Origin of the sequence: Micromonospora cabrerizensis (assembly GCF_022230955.1) — a bacterium.
GTDB lineage: Bacteria > Actinomycetota > Actinomycetes > Mycobacteriales > Micromonosporaceae > Micromonospora > Micromonospora cabrerizensis.
In genome coordinates, this window is the sequence record NZ_JAKKFI010000054.1 from 18,770 (window position 1) to 39,828 (window position 21,059).

Genomic DNA, 21,059 nt, shown 5'->3' on the forward strand with positions numbered 1-21,059 from the left:
GCCCGCCCAGGGTGACGCCGCCGGCACGACAGGGGTCACCGGACGCGCTCACCGTCCACCGCGGACCCCCGTGCCGCTCGGTTCGGCCGTCGGAGTCACCCGGAGGGCTCTGGGCCCGGTGCGGCCCATCGTCTCCCGGTACGCCCCGGCGATCCCGGCCAGTGCGCGGCCCAGCTCGGTGCCGCGCAACCCGGCGTAGCCGACGACCAGTGCCGGCGGTCGGTCGTCGGCTCGCAGGGCGTAGAAGCGGCCACCCCGGACCAGGACCGAGCGGCGTCGGGCGGCCTGCACCAGCGCCTCCTCGGCGCACCGCGCGGGTAGTTCCAGGTACGCCTGCAACCCGCCGTGCCCGCTCAGCAGGGTGGCGCCGGGCAGCTCGCGGGCGGCGAACTGGTGGACCACCTGACGGCGTTTCTGGATGTCGGCGGTGAGTCGCCGCAGGTGCCGGTCGAACGCCCCGGTGTCGATGAGCCGGGCGAAGGCGAGCTGCTCCAGGCCGGAGCAGCCGAGGTCCCAGCCGGCGCGCAGGCGCTCGATCGGCGCGGTCAGTGTGGGCGGGGTGGCCAGCCACCCGAGGCGGAGCGCCGGGGCGAGCACCTTGCTGGCGCTGCCGGCGTAGATCACCCGGTTCGGGGCGAGGCTCTGCAACGCCGGCATCCGCTGCGCCGGGGCGACGAAGGCGGCGTCGAAGTCGTCCTCGACGATGTAGCCGTCGACCGACTCGGCCCAGGCGACGAGCTGCTCCCGGCGTTGCGCGCTGAGTGGGGCCCCGGTCGGGAACTGGCTGGCCGGGGTGACGAGCACGGCACGGACCCCGCTCGCGGCCAGCGCGTCGACCCGGATGCCGTCGGCGTCGACCGGGAGGCCCACCGGACGCAGGCCGGCGTCCGCGATGAACTCCCACTCGCCCGGGTGACCCGGGTCCTCCACGCCGACCGTGTCGTGGCCCCGGTCGCGCAGCTCCCGGCAGAGCAGCGCGAGCCCCTGGGCGAAGCCGGACGTGATCATGAGGTGGTCGGGTCGGGTGCGCACGCCGCGCACCCGGCCGAGGTAGCCGGCGAGGGTGTGCCGGACGACCGGCAGGCCGGACGGCGGGGCGTAGCCCAGCTCGCGGAGGCCGGCCGAGGTGACCACCGCGCTGACCGCCCGGATCCAGTCCTGGCCGGGAAAGGTGGAGGCGTGCAGGCCGCCGGTGCGCAGGTCCCAGAGCGCCGCCGTCGGTGCGCGGTCGCCCGGCGTGAGCGCCGAGCCGATGTCGTCGCGTGCCGCCGCCGCCACCGAGGTGCCCGAGCCGTGCTGGGAGACGAAGTAGCCCTCGGCGCAGAGCTGCTCGTACGCCTCGACGACCACACTGCGGGACACGCCGAGGTCGGCGGCGAGCTGCCGGCTCGACGGCAGCCGGGTGCCGGGACGCAGTGCGCCCTCCTCGATCTGCGTACGAAATGCGTTACGGAGCTGCACCGCCAGCGTTTCCCGCGACTCACCATCTATTGACAGGTTTAGATTCAACAACAAGTGGTCCGCTCCGGCGTAGTCGAAGTGGTATGGACAGCGCGATCTGTGCTTGAGGAAAGTGTTGGCCGGGCGCGCAACCGCCCAGCGGTCGGCAAATCAGGGTGTACGTTCCGAGTTGTCCAATATGGACCTCACTAACGTCCCTGGTGCCGGCGCGAGGGCGGTCGTGTGAGTCCTTTTGTGCGGGGGGGAAAGTCCGATCTGCCGTGTCACGCGGTGGGGTCAGCGCCAACGGTGGCGCGGAAATCGGGCTGCTCAGAGGGGGTTTCGCAGTGTCCTCATTGTCAACCAAGACCGCCACGTGGCCCATTCGGTCGCATTCTGTGGCGATGCGACCTACGCCACTGGCCAACTCAATTCCAATAGAAGTGACGTCCGTCACACTGTCGGCAATCGATCCGTTGTCGCTCTACACGGCACTCTCCGAATGTCGTCCGCACGACGATCTGTATCTCTTCGAAAGCCTAGACGGCCCGGCTCAGGACCGCTATGCGGCGGCAGTCGGCTGGGACGCCCTCGCCGAGTTGCGGTTCATCGCCGACCGGCTTGAGGTGATCTGCGACGGTCCGCTGGGCGACGCCCTGGCGGCCGTGCTCACCGCGGTCCTGGGCGAACCGGTCCGGCACCGCGCGCCGGAGCGGGTCTGGACGGTCTCCGGGCCACCCGAGGTGTGGTCGGCGGTCCGGGCCGTGCAGCGGGCGTTCGCGGTGCGGACCACCGCCCCCGCCGACAGCTTCGCCTTCGGCTTCCTCACCACCCTGGCGTACGAGGCCGCGCGGGACATGGACGAGCTCTCCGTCGACCGGGTGGTCGACGACATCCCGCGCTGCACCCTCGTGCTGTTCCGGCACACCGTCTGGTGGGACCTGCGCGCCGGCACCGTGCGGCAGCTGACCGCCGGCGGCCCGCACCTGCCTCCGGACAGCGGCGCGCCCCGGCTGCCGGAGCTTCTCGCCGGCCTGCCCGACGACCACGCCGCGGTGCCGGTCGCCCCACCGCCCAGCCTGGTGCGGGACAACGTCGACGAGGAGACGTTCGCCGCCCGGGTCAAGCAGTGCCTGCGGCACATCGAGGTGGGGGACAGCTACCAGATCCAGATCGGCCACCGGATCGACGTGGAGACGGCTCTCACCCCGCTGGAGGTCTACCGGCGGCTGCGGCACCGCAACCCGTCGCCGTACATGTACCTGACGCCCTGGGCCGGCGGCACCGTCATCGGGGCGAGCCCCGAGCTGTTCCTCCGCGTCGAGCAGGGCCGGCTGTCCATGCGCCCCATCGCGGGCACCGCCGCCCGCAGCGCCGACCCGGAGACCGACCGCCGGCTGGTGGCCGAGCTGACGGCCAGCGAGAAGGAACGGGCCGAGCACGTCATGCTGGTCGACCTCTGCCGCAACGACATCGGTCGGGTCTGCGTGCCGGGCACGCTCAGCGTGGACGCGATGTTCGACGTCGAGCCGTTCGCGTACGTGCACCACCTGGTGTCCACCGTCTCCGGGCAGCTCGCCGACGACGCCGACGTCTGGGCGGCGATCTGCGCCGCCTTCCCGGCCGGCACCATGACCGGCGCGCCGAAGCTGCGGTCCATGGAGATCATCGACGGGTTGGAGGACGAGCCCCGGGGCGTCTACGCCGGCTCGATCGGCCTGGTCGACGTCCGCGGGTACGCGGTGCTGGCGCTCTGCATCCGCACCGCCGTGCACGACGGTCGCCGCTACCGCACCCAGGCCTCCGCCGGGGTCGTGGCCGACTCCACACCCGGCGCCGAGTGGCGGGAGACGCTGGCCAAGATGAGCGCCACCTTCTGGGCCCTGACCGGTACGGAGCTGCTGCCGTGAAGGTCCTGCTCGTCGACGCGTACGACAGTTTCACCCACATCATCGACCAGTACCTGCGGACCCTCGGCGCGCGGACCGTGGTGGTCCGTTCCCGGTCGCGGTCCAGCCAGCAGCTCGCCGCCCTGCGGCCCGACGCGGTGGTGCTCGGCCCCGGGCCGGGGCACCCCGCCGAGTCCGGGCACGTGGAGCTGGTGCACGCCTTCGCCGGCCAGGTGCCGCTGCTCGGCGTCTGCCTCGGCCACCAGGCGATCGGCCTCGCCTACGGCGGCACGATCGCCGTCGCCCGGCACCTGATGCACGGCAAGACCAGCGTGGTCACCCACGACGGCCGAGGTGTCTTCGCCGGCGCGCCCGCCCCGCTCACCGTCACCCGCTACCACTCGCTCATCGTCGCCGAGCCGGCCCCGCCGGCTCTGGAGATCACCGCGCGCTCGTCCGACGACGGCTACGTGATGGGGGTACGACACCTCACCCTGCCGGTGGAGGGGGTGCAGTTCCACCCGGAGAGCGTCCTCACCGAGGACGGGCTGCGCCTGTTCGACAACTTCCTGGGCCGCGCGTCGGTGGCACTGCCGACCGCCGGTGCCGGGGCGGTGGGATCGCCATGACCGACCAGTCCATCCCGCTCGCCGTGGTCACCGGCGCGGCGGGCGGCATCGGCCGGGCCGTGACCGTCGCGCTGACCGCGTCCGGGCACCGGGTGCTCGGCGTCGACGTCGACCCGGCCGGCGACCCGGCGGCGTACGCCTCGCTGGTCGCCGACGTGGCCGTGCCGGAGCAGGTGGAGCAGCTCTTCGCGCGGATCCACGAGCGACACGGGCTGCCCACGGTGCTGGTGAACAACGCCGGCGTCTACCACGCCCGGGACTTCCTCGACTACGACCCGAAGACGTACGCGCAGGTGCTCGACGTCAACCTGGGCGCCGCGTTCTTCTGCACCCAGGCGTTCGCCCGTGCCCTGGTCGACGCCGGCCGGCCCGGCACGGTGGTCAACGTGGCCTCGATCAGCGGGCAGTCCGGCAGCCCGGACGCGGCGTACGGGGCGTCGAAGGGTGCGTGCATCGCGCTCACCCGCAGCCTCGGCCGGGCGCTCGCCGAGCACCGCATCCGGGTCAACGCGGTCGCTCCCGGCCTGGTCGACACCCCGATGGCCGCCCGGATCCCGGTCGAGCGCCGGGACGACTACCGGGCCCGGATCCCGGTCGGCCGGTTCGGCTCGCCGGCCGAGATCGCCGCGGCCGTCGCCTGGTTGGCGGGCCCGGAGAGCAGCTACGTCACCGCCTCGGTACTGGACGTCAACGGTGGCCTGCACTGACCTGCGCCACGGCCGACCGCGACAGCACCGCAGCCGGCTCACCCCTGGAGAGGATCCGACCATGTGGCTTCCGACCACCGGCCCGGCGGCGGACTTCGCCGCCGACTACCTGGCCCTGCACCAGGCCTTCTACGACCGCACCCTCGATCACGCCGACCTGGAGGCCTGGCGGGCACGACAGTTGCGCACGGTGCTCGACCAGGTGTCCACCGGCTCGCCGTTCTACGCCCGTCACCTGGCCGACGTCGACCTCGCCACGATCACCCCGGCGACCCTCGACCGGCTGCCCTTCACCACGAAGACGCACCTGCGCCAGGAGATGCTCGACGTGCTGAGCCGGCCGCTGACCGAGGGGGTCTTCTTCTACGAGACGACCGGCACGACCGGCCGGGCGACCCCGTGCCCCCGCGACGGCCGGGAGGTGGTGGCCAGCAACGCCCACGTCACCGAGTCCTGGGCGTCGATCTTCCGGCACCACTTCGGCGACCACGCGCCCCGGATCGGTCTGATGGGGCCGACCGAGGTGCACTCCTTCGGCGACACCCTCGGTGACGTCGCGCGCAACGTCGGCTCGCTGAACGCGAAGATCTGGCCGTACTCGCCGGTGATCGGGTTCGCCAAGGCGTTGCAACTCATGAAGGACCTTGAGCTGGAGGTCGTCTGCTGCACGCCGGGCGTGGCCATGATGCTCGCCAAGGCGGCCGAGCACTACGGCTACCGGCTGCGCGAGGACTTCGCCGTCAAGCTGCTCTTCGTCACCGGCGAGATGTGCACCCCGGCGCTGGCCCGAAACCTGGAGTCCGTCTGGGGCGCGGACGTCTACAACATCCTGTACGGCTCGCAGGAGGCGTTCGTCATCGCCACCGCCTGCCGCAACAAGCGGATGCACCTCTCCCAGACCAACTACCTCGTCGAGGTGGTGGACCCGGAGACCGGGGTGTCACACGGCTCGCGCGGCAGCGGGGAACTCACCGTCACCATGCTGGTCGACGGGGTGAAGCCGCTGGTCCGTTACCGCACGGGCGACGCGGTGATCATCGAGTCGTCGGACTGCGACTGCGAGATGCCCGGCGACCTGGTGCAGATCGTCGGCCGCACCCTGGACCGGATCGAGCTGGGCGGTCGACGCCTCACCGCCGGGCAGATCGAGATGGCCGTCCTGGCCGGGGTCGTCGGCTCGGGCGGGTACCAGGTGGTGATCGACCACGACCCGGGCAGCGGCGGCGACCGGCTGACGGTCCGCCTGGAACTGCTCAAGGACCTCGTCGACGACCCCGCCGGGGTTGCCGACGGGGTCCGGCAACGGGCCGCCGCCGCGCTCGGCGTACCGGTCGAGGTGGAGCTGACCGACGGGCTCGACCCGATCGTGAGCACCGGCGCCTTCGTGAGTTGGAAGGCCGCCCGGATCGTCGACCGGCGGGTCGAGGTCGACCACGAGACCCGGGTGGCGCAGCGGATGGCGGGCAACCGTGGCTACACCACCTGAGACGGCCGCCGACGAGTGGGTGCCGGCGCTGCCCGGCCCGCTCGCCGAGGCGTACGGGCAGCGGTGGCGCGCCGTGGTGGACCGGTGGGCGAGCCGGCCCGGCACCACGTTGGCCACCCTCGGCCCGGCCGGGACGTCCAGCCACCTGACGGCGGCCTTCCTCGCCGAGCGGCACGGGCTGCGCGTGGAGCTGTCCGACACCTTCGACGCGGTGCTCGCGGCGTTGGTGGACCGCCGGGTCGACCAGGCCCTCGTGCCGAGCGCCTACCAGGGGCTCACGCGCTTCCACTGGCACCGCGACCTGCGGCTGGACGCGTACTTCGCGCAGGCCACCCCGGAGTACGGCATCGCGGCCGACCCGGACCGCGAGCCGGCCGCCGGTCAGCTCGCGGTGGCCGCGCTCTGGGAGGTCCGGCGGCTCTTCGCCGACCTGGCGCCACCCGCCCTGCGGGACCGCCCGATGCGGTGGGTCGACGCCGACTCCACCCAGCACGCCGCCGAGATCGTCGCCGCCGGCGGCGCCGACCTGGCGGTGACCAACGCGCCCGGGGTCCACCGCCACGCGTTGCGGTGGGTGGCCCGCCGCCCGGGCGCCGAGATCGTGTGGACCCTGTTCGGCCGCCGCTGAGCCACCGTCGGCTCTCCTGCCCCGACACCGAGAGAACCGGAGTGATCGTCGTGTCCCGACGAACGTTGCTGCACCGCGCCACGGTCCAGGAAGGACTGGGGGTGGCCTCCCGAGCGCGCCACAGCGTCCTGCTCGACGGCGAGCGGATCGTCGCGGTCCTGCCCGAGGCGCAGGCCCCGCTGCACGACCCGGACGTGGACGTCCTCGACCTCGACGGCCGGACGGTCATGCCGGGCATGACGCTGGGCCACACCCACATCGCGTACCTGAACGTGCTCGACGGTCGGGAGATGCTCTTCAAGTACACGATCCCGGAGGTCACCCTCGGCGCCGCCGCCAACGCCGCCGACATGCTCCGGCTGGGCTACACCGCCTTCGTCGGGGCCGGCTCGGTCTCCGGCATCGACATGGCCCTGCGCCGGGCGATCGACGCCGGTCGGCTGCCCGGCCCCCGGATCACCCCGTGCAGCCGGGACCTGATGGTGTCCGGCCCGCCGGAGCGCCGCAACCCGGCCGTCAAGCAACGCATCCCGAGCGACCTGATGCGGCTGGCCGACACCCCGGAAGAGCTGATCGAGTACGTCGACACCGAGGTCGCGCAGGGCGCGGAGATCATCAAGGTCTTCTCCACCGGCGATGACACCTTCCCCAACGGTCGATCGCACGAGCTGCTCTTCACCGCCGAGGAGCTGGTGATCGCGGCCCGGGCGGCGCACGAGCGGGGCGTCCGGATCCGGGCGCACTCGCGGGGGCTGGGCGGCATCCGCAACGCCATCGCCGCCGGCGTCGACGTGATCGACCACGCCACGTACGCCGACGACGCGGCCCTGGAGGCGATCGCCGAGCGGGGCATCTTCGTGGTGCCGAGCCTGCACCAGCCGCACCGGCTGCTGACCACCGGCACCCGGTACGGCAAGACCCCGGAATACCTGGAGACCCTCGAATTCCAGGCCGAGGTCGAGAACACCCTGCGCATCCTGCCGCTGATGGTGCAGATGGGCATCCCGATCGTTGCCGGCGACGACTTCGGCTTCGCGTGGACCCCGCACGGCCGCTACGCCGAGGAGCTGGAGACGTACGTGACCATGGCCGGCATTCCCGCCCCGGTGGTGCTGACCTGGGCCACCGCCAACGGCGCGCGGTTGGCCGGTCGGGGCGACGACGCGGGCACGGTGCAGCCGGGGCGGCTGGCCGACCTGGTGGTCACCGACGGGGACCCGGCCGAGGACATCACCGTGCTGGGCCGACCGGAGGCGATCGAGCTGGTGCTGCTCGGCGGTCGGGTGGTCGCCGGGGACGCCAGCCGTTACCGTGCCGGGCAGCCGGCGGGAGTGGCGTGATGCGCCGCAGCGTGCCGGTCGTCCCGCTGCTGGCCGTGGGCGCCTTCGCCATCGGCACCGACACCTTCGTCGTTGCCGGTGTGCTCCCCGAGGTGGCCCGTACGCTGCGCGTCAGCGTCGCCTCCGCCGGCTGGGTGAGCGCCGTCTTCGCCCTGGCGTACGCGGTGGCCGCCCCGGTGCTCGGCGCCCTGACCGGCCGGCTGGAGCGGCGTACCGTGCTGGTGGTCTCGCTGGTTGGGTTCACCGTGGGCAACGTCGCCTCCGCGCTGGCGCCCGACCTGCCGCTGCTGCTGGCGGCCCGTGTCCTCACGGCGGTCAGCGCCGCGCTCTACATCCCCGCCGCCACCGCCTCGGCGGCCGCCATGGCCCCGCCGGAACGACGCGGCCGGGCCATGGCGGTCGTGCTCGGCGGCCTCTCCGCGGCCACCGTGGCCGGGGTGCCGTTCGGCACCTGGCTCGCCGCCGACCTCCAGTGGCGCGCCACCTTCTGGCTGCTGGCCGCCATCGGCGCCGCCTGCGCGGTCGCGGTGACCGTCGGCCTGCCGAGGCTGGCCCTGCCGCCCGGCCCGTCGCTGGCCATCCGGCTCGCCCCGGCACGTGACCGCCGGGTCGGGTTGGCCGTGCTCACCACCGCGCTCTTCATGACCGGCGGCTACCTCGCGCTGACGTACGTCGGGGCGCTGCTCGCCCCGGCCACCGAGGGCGACGGAACCCTGCTGGCGGTGCTGTTGCTGGTCTTCGGTGTGCCGGCGGTCGCCGGCACCGTGCTCGGCGGACGGGCCACCGACCGGTGGGGCGGCGTGCCGGTGCTGCTGGTCTCGGTCACCGGGCTGGCCCTGGTGCTGGTCACGCTGCCGCTGACCCGGCAGGCGCTGCTGCCGGCCGCGCTGGCCATGGCCGCCTGGGGCGTCACCGCGATGGCCACCCAGCCCGCCCAGCAGCACCGGCTCTTCACGGTCGCGCCCAGTTCCGGGCCGTTGCTGCTCTCCCTCAACTCGTCGGCCACGTTCGTGGGCATCGCCCTCGGCGGCTTCCTCGGCAACCGGCTGCTGCGACACGGCGGCACGGACGCCCTCGACCTGCTCGGGCCGGTCGGCGCGGCACTCTGCCTGCTGGCCCTGGGCACCACGCTGCTCGGTGCCCGGGATCGTGCCGAGCGTCGCGCCGACCAGGCACCGAGCGCCGGATTGGCCTCACCGGATCACCCCGGATTGGCCACACCCGGTGGTCGTGAGGCTGCGTACGGTCGGTCCGACAATCGGACCCGAACCACGCGAGGATCACGATGACCCAGCTCAGCGACGGTGTGGACACCCTCACCGTACGCATCGACGACCGGGTGCTGACCGCAGTGCCGAACTACGTGCTCGGCGTGATCGCCATACCGGCGGTCGAGGTCGCCCCGGCGCCGCCCGCCGTGTCGGCGCTGCTGACCGCCGCCGAGGACGCGCTGCACGAGGCAGCCCTGGACAAGGCAGCGGTGGCGGAACTGCCGGGCATCGCCGCGTGGCGGGAGGCGTACCGCGCGGTGGGGGTCAACCCCAACCGGTTCCCGTGCGCCGCCGAGTCCATCGCCCGGCGGGTCGCCAAGGGTGACCGACTGCCCCGGATCAACGCCCTGGTGGACCTCTGCAACGCGGTGTCGCTCGGTGCGGCGCTGCCGGTGGCCTCGTGCGCGGTCGACGGCCTCGCCGACCTCGTCGTCCGGCCGGCCGACGGCACCGAGATCTACCTGCCGCTCGGCGCGCCCGAGGCGCCGGAACAGCCCGAGCCGGGCGAGGTCGTCTACGCCGACGCCGACGGGCGGGCCCACTCGCGGCGCTGGAACTGGCGGCAGGGCCACCTGGTCCGCACCGATTTGGGCCGGCACCGCCTGCTGCTCACCGTCGAGTCGGCCCACCCCGGCGGCCGGGTCGACGTGACGGCCGCGCTGGCCCGGCTCGCCGCCGCCCTCGACGAGCTGTCCGCCGCCCCGCGGCAGGAGGCGGTGCTCGACGCCACGACGACCAGCGCCGTCCTGCGTGTTGCGGGCCCGGTCGGCAGCGACCATGGGAGCCGCTCGTGAACCGCGCGATCCTGGTGATCTACCGACCGGCGGCCGGCCGGTACGCGGCCCAGTTCCGCAGCGTGCTCGCCGCCGCCACCGAGCTGGGCGTGGCCACCGTCGTGCTGCTGCCGACCGGGCAACCGGCCGCCGAAGCCGCCGGTCTGCCCTGCTACCACGCCGACCTCGACGACTCCGAGGCCGTCCGCTCGGCGGTCACGACGATCCTCGCCGCGCACCCGGTGCAGCGCATCTTCCCGCTCTTCGAGGGCGACGTGCTCACCGCCGCGCGCTGCCGCCGCGACCACGGCATCGCAGGGCTGGACCCGGAGGAGGCGCTGGCCTTCCGGGACAAGAACGTGATGCACCGCCGGGCCGTCGAGCTGGGCGTGCCGGTGGCCCGCTCGTGCCGCCCCGAGACGGTGGGCGCGGTCGCCGAGTTCGCCGCCGAGGTGGGCTGGCCGGTGGTCGTCAAGCCGTACGCCGGCTGGGCCTGCGGCGACACCCACCGGGTGGACTCCGCCGAGGACCTGACCCGGGTCTGGCCGCTGATCGCCGACGACCGGCACGACTACCGGGTGGAGGAGTACGTCCGGGGCGCCGAGTACCACGTCGACTCGCTGCTGCGCGACGGCGAGGTGGTCTTCGAGCAGCTGTCCCGCTACACGTACTCGGTGCTGGAGTTCCGCGACGAGCCCGGCGGGACGGTCTCCCGCAAGCACGACCTGACCCCGGCGGAGCGGCGCATCCTGACCGCCAGCGCCACCGTGCTGCGCGGCTTCGGGATGCGTACCGGGGTGGCGCACGTGGAGTTCTTCCTCCGCGACGACGGCGAGCTGATCTTCGGCGAGGCGGCCGCCCGGGCCGGCGGCGGCTCGATCGTCCCCGCCATCCAGGCCGGGCGGGGCATCAACCTGGCGGGGGAGTGGTGCCGGCTGGAGCTGGACCCGGGGCACGTCCCGGCGGCCAGCCTCGGCCCGGAAATCGGCACCGAGTACCTGTGCTCCGACCGGTACGGCCGGATCACCGCGATCACCACCGCCCAGGAGCTGCGGGCGCTCGACTCGGTGCTCGACGCGGACGTGTGGAAGACCGTGGGGGACGTGCTCGCCGAGCCGACCGCCTCCAACGACGTGCTCGGCTGGTACGTCTGCGAGGGCCGCGACTTCGACGACGTCCGCGCCCGGTTCAAGGTCATCCGGGACGCCTTCGAGGTGCTCACCGAGCCAGCCGGTGACCCGTCATGTGGCTGAGCCGGTTCCGGGCCCTGCCGCGACCCCTGCGGATGCTGGTCTACGCCTCCTTCATCAACCGGGCCGGGATGTTCGTCTTCCCGCTGCTCGCGGTCTACCTGGTGCAGAGCCGGCACCTCAGCACCGGCGAGGCGGGTGTGCTGATCTCGGTGGGCAGCACCGGCCTGCTGGCCGGCAGCCTGCTCAGCGGCCCGGTCTGCGCCCGGGCCGGCCGGCGCGCCGCGCTGGTGACGAGCCTGCTGCTCAACGCGGTCGGCTACCTGGGCCTCGCCCTGCTCAACGGCCCGACCTGGACGTACGCGGTGCTGCTCTTCGTCGCGCTGGTCGGGATGGGGATGTTCGCCCCGGCGGCGAACACGCTGATCGCCGACCTGACCCAACCCGAGCAGCGCCCCTTCGCGTACACGGTCAGCTACCTCGCCAACAATCTCGGCATGGGCGTCGGCCCGCTGCTCGGCGGGTTCGCGGCGGCCTACTCCTACCAGCTGATGTTCGCCGGCAACATCCTGCTCGGTCTGCTGGCGGCGGCCACCATCTGGCTCTTCGTGCCGGCGGACACCCGGCGGGTGCCGGCGGCCCGGCCGGCCGGCACCACCCGTCGGGCCAGCCTGCTGCGGGACCTCGACGTGGCGGTGCTGGTGGTGGTCTCGATCTGTTTCGTCGCGCCGCTGATCGGCCTGGAATACACGCTGCCCCTCGCGGTCACCACGGTGCTGCACTCGTCGGTGGCGGTGGTCGGTGCCGTCTACACCATCAACAGCGTGGTCGTGGTCAGTGCCAGCCTGCTGATCGAGAAGCGGATGAAGGCGTACTCGACCCGGGCCCTGCTGATCACGGCGGGCCTGCTCTGGTCGACCGGGATGGCCATCCTGGTGTTCGCGTTCTCGCTGCCCGCCGTGCTGCTCTCCACAGTGGTCTGGACCCTCGGGGAGATCATCGCCTCGGTGGTGATTCCGACCTACATCGCCGACCACGTCCAGGAGCACCGGGTCGGCAGCTTCATGGCGCTGAACGGTTTCGTGCTCAGCTCCGCCCGCCTGGTCGTGCCGATGGGTCTCGGCTTCGTCTGGCAGGCCGGTGGGCACCGCCCCGTCCTCCTCCTGCTCCTTCTGACCCCGGTGGTCGGCGTGGTCGCGTTCGCAGTGTTGCGGATCCGACCGGCTGCCCGGCCCGTGCCGACACCCGCCGAGCCGGCCACCGCCAGTCCCTGACACCCACCCCTGGAAGAGGCCATGACCGCCACGAAGTTCGTGCTGCCCGACAGTGAGATCCCGACGACCTGGTACAACGTGGTCCCCGATCTGCCCAAGGGCCTGCCCCCGATGCTCCACCCCGGCACCCGCGAACCGATCACGCCAGCCGACCTCGAACCGCTCTTCGCCAGCGGCATGATCGAGCAGGAGTTCTCCACCGAGCGGGAGGTGGACATCCCCGGGCCGGTGCTCGACATCTACCGGCAGTGGCGGCCCAGCCCGCTCGTGCGGGCCCGCCGCCTGGAGCAGGCCCTCGGCACGCCGGCCCGGATCTACTTCAAGTACGAGGGGGTCAGCCCGGCCGGCAGCCACAAACCGAACACCGCCGTTCCGCAGGCGTACTACAGCAAGCAGGACGGCGTGCGGCGGCTGACCACGGAGACCGGCGCCGGCCAGTGGGGCAGCTCGCTGTCGATGGCCTGCGCATACTTCGGCCTCGACTGTGAGGTCTTCATGGTGCGGGTCAGCTACGACCAGAAGCCGTACCGGCGGGGTCTGATGGAGACGTTCGGGGCGTCGGTCACCGCGAGCCCGAGCGACCGCACCGGGGCGGGACGGGCGGCCCTCGCCGCCGACCCGGAGTCCAGCGGCAGCCTCGGCCTGGCCATCTCCGAGGCGGTGGAGGCGGCCATGCACAGCGGCGGCGCCGCCAAGTACGCCCTCGGTTCGGTGCTCAACCTGGTGCTGATGCACCAGACGATCATCGGCCAGGAGGCGCTGCTCCAGTTGGCGATGGCCGACGACTACCCGGACATCGTCATCGGCGCGGCCGGCGGCGGGTCCAACTTCGCCGGGCTGGCCCTGCCGATCCTGCGCCGACAGTGGGGCGGCGGCCCGACGGTGCGGTTCATCGCGGCGGAGCCGGCCTCCTGCCCGTCGCTGACCCAGGGCAGTTACGACTACGACTTCGGCGACACCGCCGGGCTGACCCCACTGACCAAGATGCACACCCTGGGCCACGACTTCCACCCGCCGGCGATCCACGCCGGCGGGCTGCGCTACCACGGCATGGCGCCGATCGTGAGCGCGCTGCGGGAGATCGACCTGATCGAGGCACGGGCGGTGCCACAGACCGCCTGCTTCGAGGCGGGCGTGCTGTTCGCCCGCAGCGAGGGGATCGTGCCGGCGCCGGAGTCCACCCACGCGGTCCGGGTGGCGGTGGACGAGGCGATCCACTGCCGGGAGACGGGCGAGTCGAAGGCGATCGTCTTCTCCCTGTCCGGGCACGGCCACTTCGACATGCAGGCCTACATCGACTACTTCGCCGGCAAGCTGACGGACTGACCTCGCAGGGGGTGGGCGTCGTGCGGCGCCCACCCCCTGCCTCGCACCCGGGGGTGAAAGTGCACAGCGAAGCAGGGACCATCCTCGCCATCAACGGATCGGAACGGGTCGGTGGCAACACCGACCACGCCATCGCGTACGCGGGTCGGCTGATCGCCGAGCGGGGGGCGGTCCTGCGCACCATCCAACTACGTGAGCACCGCATCTCGCCGTGCAGCCCGTGCGGCGACTGCAACAGCCGTACGGTGCCCTGCCAGCTGGACGACGACGTCCCCGCCCTGGTGGAGCAGATGACCAACGCCGACGGGCTGATCTACGCGGCCCCGGTGCACGGCTTCGGCCTGGCCCACCTCATGCAGGTCTTCATCGAGCGCGCCGGCGTCGGCTACCTGCGGTTCACCCGTCCTCTGGCGGACAAGGTGGGCGGCATCATCGTCACCGGGCGGCGCTACAGCGACTCCTCCGTCCACAACCAGATCGTCAACAATCTGCTGCTCAACCGGATGATCCTGGTGGGCAGCGGGTTCCCCGTCCTGCTGCGCAACACCACCGGCACGCCCGGCCTGACCGACCCCGAGGGCATCGACGCGTTGGAGCGGATGGTGCACCGGATGCTCGACATGGTGCAGCTGCTCAAGCAACACCAGCGGGTCGACGGCGACCCGGTGCTTCCGCGCCGGGACCGTAACGAACGCGTTCCGCGGCCCCGCCGCACCGAATCCGCCCAGACCAGAGGAGATATCGAGAATGTCCACTGAGCAGGTTGCCGCGCCGGTCGGCATCGACTTCCCGGCCACCGAGTGGGAGAGGTGGGACAAGCCGGGGGCCGAGGGGCGCGTCAAGATCTCGTACGTCGGTGGGCAGCGTCTGCGCCTGCTGGAGCTGCCGCCCGGCTTCGACGAGCATCACTGGTGCCTGCGGGGGCACACCGGCTACGTCCTGCGGGGCGAGTTCACCATCCACTTCCGGGACCGGTCGGTGCCGTGCCGCCCCGGCATGGGTTTCGTCATCCCCGACGACGAGGAGCACCGGTCGCAGGGCAGCGACGCCGAGCCCACCGTCGTCTTCGTGGTCGACCAGGTTCCGCAGCCGTGAGCGACCAGCACCGGCTTCCCGCGCCGGCCGGCTCCCCGCCGGCCGGCGCCGCCGACGGCCCGGCCCGGATCGCCGAGCTGCGCGGTGCCATCGACGGGCTCGACCAGCGGATCATCGCCCTGCTGGCCGAGCGCACCCGGGTGGTGCAGGAACTGACCGCGCACAAGACCGACGAGGCGACCGTCCGCTCACCCGACCGGGTGCGGCAGGTGCTCGGCCGGGTGCACGACCTGGCCAGCCGACACGGCATGCCGCCCGAGGTGGCGGTCGGCACCTACCGCGCCCTCATCGACGAGCTGACCCGGATGCAGCTCGACATGCTGGCCGCCCGCCGTGCCGCAGCGCCGCTGGTGGACGAGCGATGAGCCGCCCGCCGGTCGACCTGCGGCACGCGCTGGCCACTCTCGACCCGCTGCCCGGCGAGCTGGTCCGGGTCGCCACGGAGCTGCCGGCCCGCTACGGCGTCTCCGCTCACTACGCCCGGTGGGCCGGTGCGCCCGCCGCCCCGCCCACCGGCGCCGGCCCGGCGGTGCTCTTCGACCGGGTACGCCCCGACCACGGCCCGACCCGAGCGGTGCTGATGGGCCTGTACGGCACCCGTCGACGCGCCGCCGGCCTGCTCGGCTGCACCCCGGCCGAGTTGCCGCACCGGCTGCTCGACGCGGTGGCCGCGCCCCGCCCGCCGGTGCCCGCACCCGACCCGGCCCGCTGGCCTCGCGAGACGCTGCCGCTGGACCTGACCGCGCTGCCGGTGCCGGTGCTCACCGACGAGGACGCCGGCCCCTACCTGACCCTCGGCGCGGTGCTCGCCACCGACCCGGACACCGGGGTCCGCAACCTGTCCGTGCACCGGATGTGCGTGCAGGGCCCGGACACGCTGACCATCTGGATGGTGCCCGGCCGGGATCTGGAGCTCGCGCACCAGGCCGCGCTGCGTCGGGGGAACCCGTTGCCGGTGGCCATCCACCTCGGCCTGTGCCCGGCGGTGCTCCTCTCCTCCTGCTGCCCGACGTCGCTGGTGCCACCCGACGTCGACGAGCTGGCGGTGGCCGGTGCCCTCGCCGGGCAGCCGGTGGAGCTGCTGCCCTGCCGCACGGTGGACACCGAGTTCATCGCGCACGCCGAGTACGTCATCGAGGGGGAGCTGCTGGCCGACCGGGCCCCGGAGAGCCGGCACGGCACGGTCGCCACACCCGAGTTCCTCGGCTACCAGGGCCGCGCGCACCCCTCGTTGCCGCTGATCCGGGTCACCGCGATCACCGCCCGGGAGAGCCCGATCCTGCAGTCGGTGTCCGGCCCCGGGCACGAGCAGTCGGTGCTGCTCGGCTTCGGGATGGAGGCCGCGGTGCTGGACCTGCTGCGCCGTCGGGGCACGCCGGCGCTGGCCGCGCACTGTCACACCGCGGGTGGCGGTCAGCTCATGGTGGTGCTCCAGTGGCCGCCGAAGCGCGGCCCGGAGGACGACGTGGCGGTACGCGTCGCCGCCGAGGCGGTGCTGGAGCAGTTCCGGATGGCCAAGCTGGTGCTGTGCGTGGGCGACGACGTCGACATCGAGTCCGACCAGGACCTGTGGTGGGCGATGGTCACCCGCTTCCAGGCCGACCAGGACCTGCACGTGCTGCCGGACCGGGAGGGTTTTCCCCTCGACCCGAGCCAGCACACCGGCTACTCCCCGTCGCTCTCGGCCGACGGGCGCACGGCGAAGGCGGTCTTCGACTGCACCGTGCCGTACGCCCAGAGCGCCCGGTTCCAGCGGCCCCGCTTCACCGAGCCGTCACATCCCGCACCGCGGCGGCCAGCAGCGCCACGCCCTCGGTGATCCGGGCGGTGGGCAACGCCGCGTACCCGATCAGGAAGGTCGGCTCGGTTGGTGGCCGGCTGACGAAGTAGCCCGACGCCGGGTAGACCCGGACGTCCCGGGCGGCGGCGGCGCGCACGATCGCCGCCTCGTCGGCGTCGGGCGCGCCGCCCAGGGTCACCAGCACGTGCAGTCCGGCCGCCGTGCCGGAGATCCGCACCCCCGCGCCGAAGTGTTCGTAGAGCGCCTCCAGCAGCCGGGCGCGTCGCTGCCGGTAGAGGCGGTCCATCCGGCCGATGTGCCGGGCGTACGCGCCGGAGGAGATGAACTCGGCCAGTGCCTCCTGGGTCAGCGTCGGGGTCAGCCGGTCGGTGATCCACTTGACGCCGAGGAAGGGTCGGACGAGGTGCGGCGGCAGCACCGCGTACCCGATGCGCAGCGAGGGGAAGAGGGTCTTGCTGAAGCTGCCGACGTAGACCACGTCCGCGTCCTGCGGGTCGGCGGCCAGCGACGCAAGCCGCTCCTCGGCGAAGGTGAACTCGTTGTGGTAGTCGTCCTCCAGCACCGTGGCCCCGTGTGCGCGGGCCCAGCGCAGCAGCGCTCGTCGCCGCCGCTCGGACATGATGAACCCGGTCGGGAACTGGTGCGACGGGGTGACGTAGATCAGGCGTACCCGGGCCGGGTCGAGGCCGTGTGCGCGGACCTGGGGGTCGATCTCGTCGACCCGTAGGCCCTCCTCGTCGACACCGACCGGCACCACCGCGGCCCGCGAGTAGCCGAAGATCTGCCGCAGCACGGTGTGGCTCGGATCCTCGATGATCACCACGTCGTCGGGGCCGACGAGCAACCGGACCAGGATGTCCATGGCCTGGGTGGCGCCGCTGGTCACCACCGTGTGTTCGCGGGGGGCGTCGAGTGCCCGGCTGCGCCGCAGCAGCGCGCTGATCTGGGTACGCAGCGACGGGGAGCCCTCGGCCGGGCCGTAGCCCAGCGCCACCGCGTCGGCCCGGCTCACCGCCTCGGTGAGCGACTGTCGCCACCGGGTCACCGGAAAGCTGGCCAACGCCGGGGTGCCGTGCCGGAAGTCGTACGTGCCGTCCGGACGGTGCATCGGCGCTGGTTCCCAGGGCTTCCACAGCGGGCTGCCGGCGTCGGTGGGCAGCGGTGGCTCGGGCCACAGGTGCGCGCGGGCGGCCCGCCGGGCGGGCGGCGGCATGTCGGTCGGCGCGCCACTGACCCGCGTGCCGGATCCGCGCCGTGAGGTGAGCACTCCGTTGGCTCGCAGCAGCTCGTACGCCCGGGTCACCACGGTCCGGGAGACCCTGAGCTGGTGCGCCAGCTCACGGCTCGGCGGCACCGGGTCGCCGGGACGCAGCCGACCGGTCCGGACGGACCCGCTGATCTGGTCGCAGAGCTGCTGCTGCAACGGCACCGAACTGTCGCGGTCCAACGCGACGAGAAGCTGGGACGAACTCACCTGCGCACGCTCCCCCGATCGACGCCGGTGCCGAGTCTAGTCGCGCCGCCTCGGGCCATCTCCGGTTCGCGCGGCGCGTCGGACCGGCCTGACGCTCACCGGTCCCGGCAGCCGAGCTGGTCGCCGAGCTCGGTCGGGATGCCGAACGGGCTGCATTCGAGGGCGCTGCCCTCGCCCAGCTTCTTCCACCCACCGTTCGAGTACTCGAACACCAGCACGCCGTCGCCCTGCATGGCCGGGTAGACAGCGATCACTCCGGCCGTCGCCCAGCGACGTGCGCAGTTGATGTGCTTCGGGTCGATGCGGTGGGTGTCGCGGGGGACGCGCTGCCGGTCGGCGCACCGCCGCCGGTCGGCGACGCGGCGGCGGAGGTGGGCACGGGCGGTGCCGAGCAGGCGTGCCCGGCACCCGGTCGGCCCGATGGTCACGGGTAGCGGGAGGTGTGGCGGAACAGGCCGAGTCGGTCCAGACCCAGCAGGGCCAGGACGATGCCGGCCAGCAGCACCAACCACTGCTCGACCAACGGGTAGAGCCGGACGACCCACCCCTGCGTCACCGTCACGTCGTCGGTGCAGGCCACCTGGGCCGGCCCGGAGAACCACGGGTCGAGCCGGCGTCCGTCGACGTGGGGGCCCCGGCTGGGCCAGGACGGGACGTCGACAGCCCGCTCCTCGCCGCTCTCCGGAGTGACGGTGCAGGTGTGCGTGCCGCCGCGGACGGCGCTGGTGAGGTAGGCGGGGCCGGTGCCGGCCCAGGTGTGGCCCGCCTCGACGGGACCGGTGCGGGCGTAGCCCATCAGCGCCAGGCACAGCGTGGCGACCACGCAGCCGAGTGCGACGAGCCCTCGGCCCAGCAGGGTGTTGGCCCGCTTCGACAGCGACCTCACTGCCATGAGCGCTCCCCGGACGACTCGTCGCCGTAGCCGGCCCAACCTCGGTCGACGTCGAGCCGCTCGTCGTCGGAGTCGGACGGGAGGTCGTCGGCCGCGGCGCGACGCGCGGCGGCGGCCAGGTCGGCCAGGTCGAGGCGCTCGGCCTGGGCGCGGGCCCGGCTGAGGAAGGGCTGGTAGTCGCCGACGGTGAGCAGCTCGCGCGGGCTGAGGTTGCCGTCGCGCAACTGCTGGCCGATCTCCCGGCCGACCGGGTCGGGGCCGGAGATCAACGATTCGTAGACCATCTGCCGTCGTCGGGCCTCGTCGCGCACGACAGCACCGTACGGGGTGCGGTCGACGGCGGCGAGGACGTCCTCCGGGCGGGTGCTGGGGGTGTCGTTCACGTGGACCATCCTTTCCGACGTGGGCTCAGCGGGGCAGCTCGTTGGGCGGCGGTGCGAGCACGGGCATCTCCTGCACGGTGGCCGCCATCCCGAAGTTGCCGACGGTGGCGGTGAAGGCACTGGTCAGCGAGTCGGCGCGGCCCACCAGGTCAAGCGCCTCCTTCAGGATGTCCCACATCTTGTAGCCCTCGTAGAGCGCCGCCGCGCCGATCACGATGCCACCGATGACGGTCGGTGAGGTGGCGGCGGCCGAGCTGGCGGCCACCGTGAAGATCATGGCCGCGTCGGCGAGGTCGGACAGCAGCGAGCCGAGCAGCTTGCCGATCTCGAACATCGCCTCGGCCGTCCTGCGGTATTCGACGCCGAGCGCGAGCAGCGGCCCGCCGGCGATGTCGAGTTTTCTCGCCGAGTCGAGCAGGTGTGACTGGAAGGCGGTGGCGGCCTTGCCCTGCCAGTGCTGCTCGGAGCCGAGGGCACCCCACCGGAGGTTGTCGGCCATGCCGGCCAGCGCGGTGGCGAGGCTGTCGAAGACGTCCGCGCAGCCCCGCACCCCGGCCCAGTCGCCGGCGACCGGTTTGATCAACGACTCGTACGGGTCGTAGGCGCGCTCGCAGATGCCCAGCTGGGCGGCGAGCCAGGTGGCACCCCAGATCGCGTCCCGGGTCAGCGACGTGGGGCTGGCCAGGTCCCACATCTGCGGCTCGAACTGGAACGCGTCGTCCTTGTTGTAGTCGGGCACCGGGCGCAGGAGCTGCTGCGGGTCGGCCCGGTCGGCGAACGGCGCCGGCAGGCCGGTTTCCCGATAGAGGCCCGCGAACTCGGAACGGTCCAGCATCCAGGTGCGCTGGAACGCCTGGTCCAGTTTCTCGGCCGCCGCGGCGTCGGTGCGTTCGTAGTAGTCGAGGGACTGCCGCAACGCGTTCCCGGTGCCGGCCGCCGTGTACCTGGCGATGTCCTCGACGAGGTCGCGGATGGCCAGCATGGCCTCCTCGTGCTTGCCGTTGATCCGGTTGATGAAACCGGGCCCGTACTCCAGTGCGGTGTTGGCGTGGAAGTAGGTCAGCCCGGAGCGGGCGTCCTCCAAGAGACGGTCGAACAGCGGTGGAAGGCCGCGCAGCGCGGCCACGTCGACGTCGAAACCCATGACCAGAAGCCCCCGTGTACGTCGACCGGCGGCCCCCGCCGCCGGTCCTCGACTGTCTACATCCTGCGGTAGCCGGCGACTTCCGTGGGGGCGCGGTGCCGGAGGTCGGGGTGACCTCCTCAGCGCGTGGCGCTCGTCCTGCCCATCGTGAATTCGTGCCGCGCGCTGGTCGTACATCTGATGTATGTGTCTCTGAAGTGGTCTTTCCTGGCGGATCGCCCCTGCCGCGCGGGGCGGGCCGCTCTGCCCGGCCTGCGGGGCCGCCACTCCGATAGGTGCAGAAGCTGCGGTTCCACCTATCGATCGACCATTGCCTA

General features: G+C 72.8%; 21 protein-coding genes. 15 read left to right on the top strand and 6 right to left on the bottom strand.

The annotated features are described in order from the left end of the window. Positions 1-48 precede the first annotated feature (48 nt). The gene (gene pdxR / locus LADH09A_RS10940) at positions 49-1,515 is read right to left on the bottom strand and encodes a MocR-like pyridoxine biosynthesis transcription factor PdxR (protein ID WP_238644768.1); all 1,467 of its coding nucleotides are present in this window, start codon (positions 1,513-1,515) and stop codon (positions 49-51) included. A gap of 368 nt (positions 1,516-1,883) precedes the next feature. Here pdxR (LADH09A_RS10940) and LADH09A_RS10945 point away from each other — a divergent pair, with 368 nt between their 5' ends. From LADH09A_RS10945 to LADH09A_RS11015, 15 genes are all read left to right on the top strand, one after another. Beyond that, complete coding sequence (locus LADH09A_RS10945; RefSeq protein ID WP_238644769.1) at positions 1,884-3,350, top strand: anthranilate synthase component I family protein; 1,467 nt, start codon at positions 1,884-1,886, stop codon at positions 3,348-3,350. Further along, positions 3,347-3,958: an anthranilate synthase component II gene (locus LADH09A_RS10950; RefSeq protein WP_238644770.1), complete on the top strand. Its 612-nt coding sequence runs from the start codon at positions 3,347-3,349 to the stop codon at positions 3,956-3,958. Before LADH09A_RS10945 ends, LADH09A_RS10950 begins: the two co-directional genes overlap by 4 nt. Further along, positions 3,955-4,665: an SDR family NAD(P)-dependent oxidoreductase gene (locus LADH09A_RS10955; protein ID WP_238644771.1), complete on the top strand. Its 711-nt coding sequence runs from the start codon at positions 3,955-3,957 to the stop codon at positions 4,663-4,665. The genes LADH09A_RS10950 and LADH09A_RS10955 overlap by 4 nt, the downstream gene beginning before the upstream one ends. A 61-nt stretch (positions 4,666-4,726) precedes the next feature. Continuing rightward, a complete protein-coding gene (locus LADH09A_RS10960; RefSeq protein WP_238644772.1) occupies positions 4,727-6,151 on the top strand; it encodes a phenylacetate--CoA ligase family protein in 1,425 nt (474 codons plus the stop codon). Beyond that, entirely contained in the window at positions 6,135-6,779 is a 645-nt protein-coding gene (locus tag LADH09A_RS10965; protein ID WP_238644773.1) for a type 2 periplasmic-binding domain-containing protein, read from the top strand. The genes LADH09A_RS10960 and LADH09A_RS10965 overlap by 17 nt, the downstream gene beginning before the upstream one ends. A gap of 50 nt (positions 6,780-6,829) precedes the next feature. Continuing rightward, positions 6,830-8,119, top strand: a complete 1,290-nt coding sequence (locus LADH09A_RS10970) for an amidohydrolase family protein (protein WP_238644774.1) — start codon at positions 6,830-6,832, stop codon at positions 8,117-8,119. Further along, the gene (locus LADH09A_RS10975; protein WP_238644775.1) at positions 8,119-9,408 is read left to right on the top strand and encodes an MFS transporter; all 1,290 of its coding nucleotides are present in this window, start codon (positions 8,119-8,121) and stop codon (positions 9,406-9,408) included. The genes LADH09A_RS10970 and LADH09A_RS10975 overlap by 1 nt, the downstream gene beginning before the upstream one ends. Then, positions 9,405-10,184, top strand: coding sequence for a B3/B4 domain-containing protein (locus tag LADH09A_RS10980; protein WP_238644776.1), 780 nt, complete (start codon positions 9,405-9,407; stop codon positions 10,182-10,184). The genes LADH09A_RS10975 and LADH09A_RS10980 overlap by 4 nt, the downstream gene beginning before the upstream one ends. Next, the gene (locus tag LADH09A_RS10985) at positions 10,181-11,416 is read left to right on the top strand and encodes an ATP-grasp domain-containing protein (protein ID WP_238644777.1); all 1,236 of its coding nucleotides are present in this window, start codon (positions 10,181-10,183) and stop codon (positions 11,414-11,416) included. The genes LADH09A_RS10980 and LADH09A_RS10985 overlap by 4 nt, the downstream gene beginning before the upstream one ends. Continuing rightward, on the top strand, positions 11,407-12,627 hold the full coding sequence (locus LADH09A_RS10990) for an MFS transporter (RefSeq protein ID WP_238644778.1): 1,221 nt from the start codon (positions 11,407-11,409) through the stop codon (positions 12,625-12,627). Before LADH09A_RS10985 ends, LADH09A_RS10990 begins: the two co-directional genes overlap by 10 nt. Before the next feature lie 21 nt (positions 12,628-12,648). Then, positions 12,649-13,953 carry a TrpB-like pyridoxal phosphate-dependent enzyme gene (locus LADH09A_RS10995; protein ID WP_238644779.1) on the top strand — a complete coding sequence of 435 codons (1,305 nt, stop codon included), beginning with the start codon at positions 12,649-12,651 and terminating at the stop codon, positions 13,951-13,953. A 59-nt stretch (positions 13,954-14,012) separates the two neighbouring features. Continuing rightward, positions 14,013-14,711: a flavodoxin family protein gene (locus LADH09A_RS11000; protein ID WP_238644780.1), complete on the top strand. Its 699-nt coding sequence runs from the start codon at positions 14,013-14,015 to the stop codon at positions 14,709-14,711. Further along, complete coding sequence (locus LADH09A_RS11005) at positions 14,701-15,048, top strand: cupin domain-containing protein (RefSeq protein WP_238644781.1); 348 nt, start codon at positions 14,701-14,703, stop codon at positions 15,046-15,048. Before LADH09A_RS11000 ends, LADH09A_RS11005 begins: the two co-directional genes overlap by 11 nt. Then, positions 15,045-15,413: a chorismate mutase gene (locus LADH09A_RS11010; RefSeq protein ID WP_238644782.1), complete on the top strand. Its 369-nt coding sequence runs from the start codon at positions 15,045-15,047 to the stop codon at positions 15,411-15,413. The genes LADH09A_RS11005 and LADH09A_RS11010 overlap by 4 nt, the downstream gene beginning before the upstream one ends. Then, the gene (locus tag LADH09A_RS11015; RefSeq protein WP_238644783.1) at positions 15,410-16,867 is read left to right on the top strand and encodes a UbiD family decarboxylase; all 1,458 of its coding nucleotides are present in this window, start codon (positions 15,410-15,412) and stop codon (positions 16,865-16,867) included. The genes LADH09A_RS11010 and LADH09A_RS11015 overlap by 4 nt, the downstream gene beginning before the upstream one ends. Here LADH09A_RS11015 and pdxR (LADH09A_RS11020) read toward each other — a convergent pair. From pdxR (LADH09A_RS11020) to LADH09A_RS11040, 5 genes are all read right to left on the bottom strand, one after another. Then, complete coding sequence (pdxR, locus tag LADH09A_RS11020) at positions 16,812-18,323, bottom strand: MocR-like pyridoxine biosynthesis transcription factor PdxR (RefSeq protein WP_238644784.1); 1,512 nt, start codon at positions 18,321-18,323, stop codon at positions 16,812-16,814. The two genes, LADH09A_RS11015 and pdxR (LADH09A_RS11020), sit on opposite strands and share 56 nt — an antisense overlap. Before the next feature lie 95 nt (positions 18,324-18,418). Continuing rightward, positions 18,419-18,751: a hypothetical protein gene (locus LADH09A_RS11025; RefSeq protein WP_238644785.1), complete on the bottom strand. Its 333-nt coding sequence runs from the start codon at positions 18,749-18,751 to the stop codon at positions 18,419-18,421. Then, positions 18,748-19,215 carry a hypothetical protein gene (locus LADH09A_RS11030; protein ID WP_238644786.1) on the bottom strand — a complete coding sequence of 156 codons (468 nt, stop codon included), beginning with the start codon at positions 19,213-19,215 and terminating at the stop codon, positions 18,748-18,750. Before LADH09A_RS11030 ends, LADH09A_RS11025 begins: the two co-directional genes overlap by 4 nt. After that, entirely contained in the window at positions 19,206-19,598 is a 393-nt protein-coding gene (locus LADH09A_RS11035) for a hypothetical protein (protein ID WP_238644787.1), read from the bottom strand. The genes LADH09A_RS11030 and LADH09A_RS11035 overlap by 10 nt, the downstream gene beginning before the upstream one ends. A 25-nt stretch (positions 19,599-19,623) precedes the next feature. Beyond that, positions 19,624-20,742 carry a hypothetical protein gene (locus LADH09A_RS11040; protein WP_238644788.1) on the bottom strand — a complete coding sequence of 373 codons (1,119 nt, stop codon included), beginning with the start codon at positions 20,740-20,742 and terminating at the stop codon, positions 19,624-19,626. Between the last annotated feature and the right edge of the window lie 317 nt (positions 20,743-21,059).

What these genes read in the sequence shown, in the direction of transcription:
- LADH09A_RS10955 (WP_238644771.1), top strand. Translation starts at nt 3,955, where the DNA reads ATGACCGACCAGTCCATCCCGCTCGCCGTGGTCACCGGCGCGGCGGGC.
- LADH09A_RS10960 (WP_238644772.1), top strand. Translation starts at nt 4,727, where the DNA reads ATGTGGCTTCCGACCACCGGCCCGGCGGCGGACTTCGCCGCCGACTAC.
- LADH09A_RS10975 (WP_238644775.1), top strand. Translation starts at nt 8,119, where the DNA reads ATGCGCCGCAGCGTGCCGGTCGTCCCGCTGCTGGCCGTGGGCGCCTTC.
- LADH09A_RS10980 (WP_238644776.1), top strand. Translation starts at nt 9,405, where the DNA reads ATGACCCAGCTCAGCGACGGTGTGGACACCCTCACCGTACGCATCGAC.
- LADH09A_RS10990 (WP_238644778.1), top strand. Translation starts at nt 11,407, where the DNA reads ATGTGGCTGAGCCGGTTCCGGGCCCTGCCGCGACCCCTGCGGATGCTG.
- LADH09A_RS10995 (WP_238644779.1), top strand. Translation starts at nt 12,649, where the DNA reads ATGACCGCCACGAAGTTCGTGCTGCCCGACAGTGAGATCCCGACGACC.
- LADH09A_RS11005 (WP_238644781.1), top strand. Translation starts at nt 14,701, where the DNA reads ATGTCCACTGAGCAGGTTGCCGCGCCGGTCGGCATCGACTTCCCGGCC.
- LADH09A_RS11015 (WP_238644783.1), top strand. Translation starts at nt 15,410, where the DNA reads ATGAGCCGCCCGCCGGTCGACCTGCGGCACGCGCTGGCCACTCTCGAC.
- LADH09A_RS11030 (WP_238644786.1), bottom strand. Translation starts at nt 19,215, where the DNA reads ATGGCAGTGAGGTCGCTGTCGAAGCGGGCCAACACCCTGCTGGGCCGA.
- LADH09A_RS11040 (WP_238644788.1), bottom strand. Translation starts at nt 20,742, where the DNA reads ATGGGTTTCGACGTCGACGTGGCCGCGCTGCGCGGCCTTCCACCGCTG.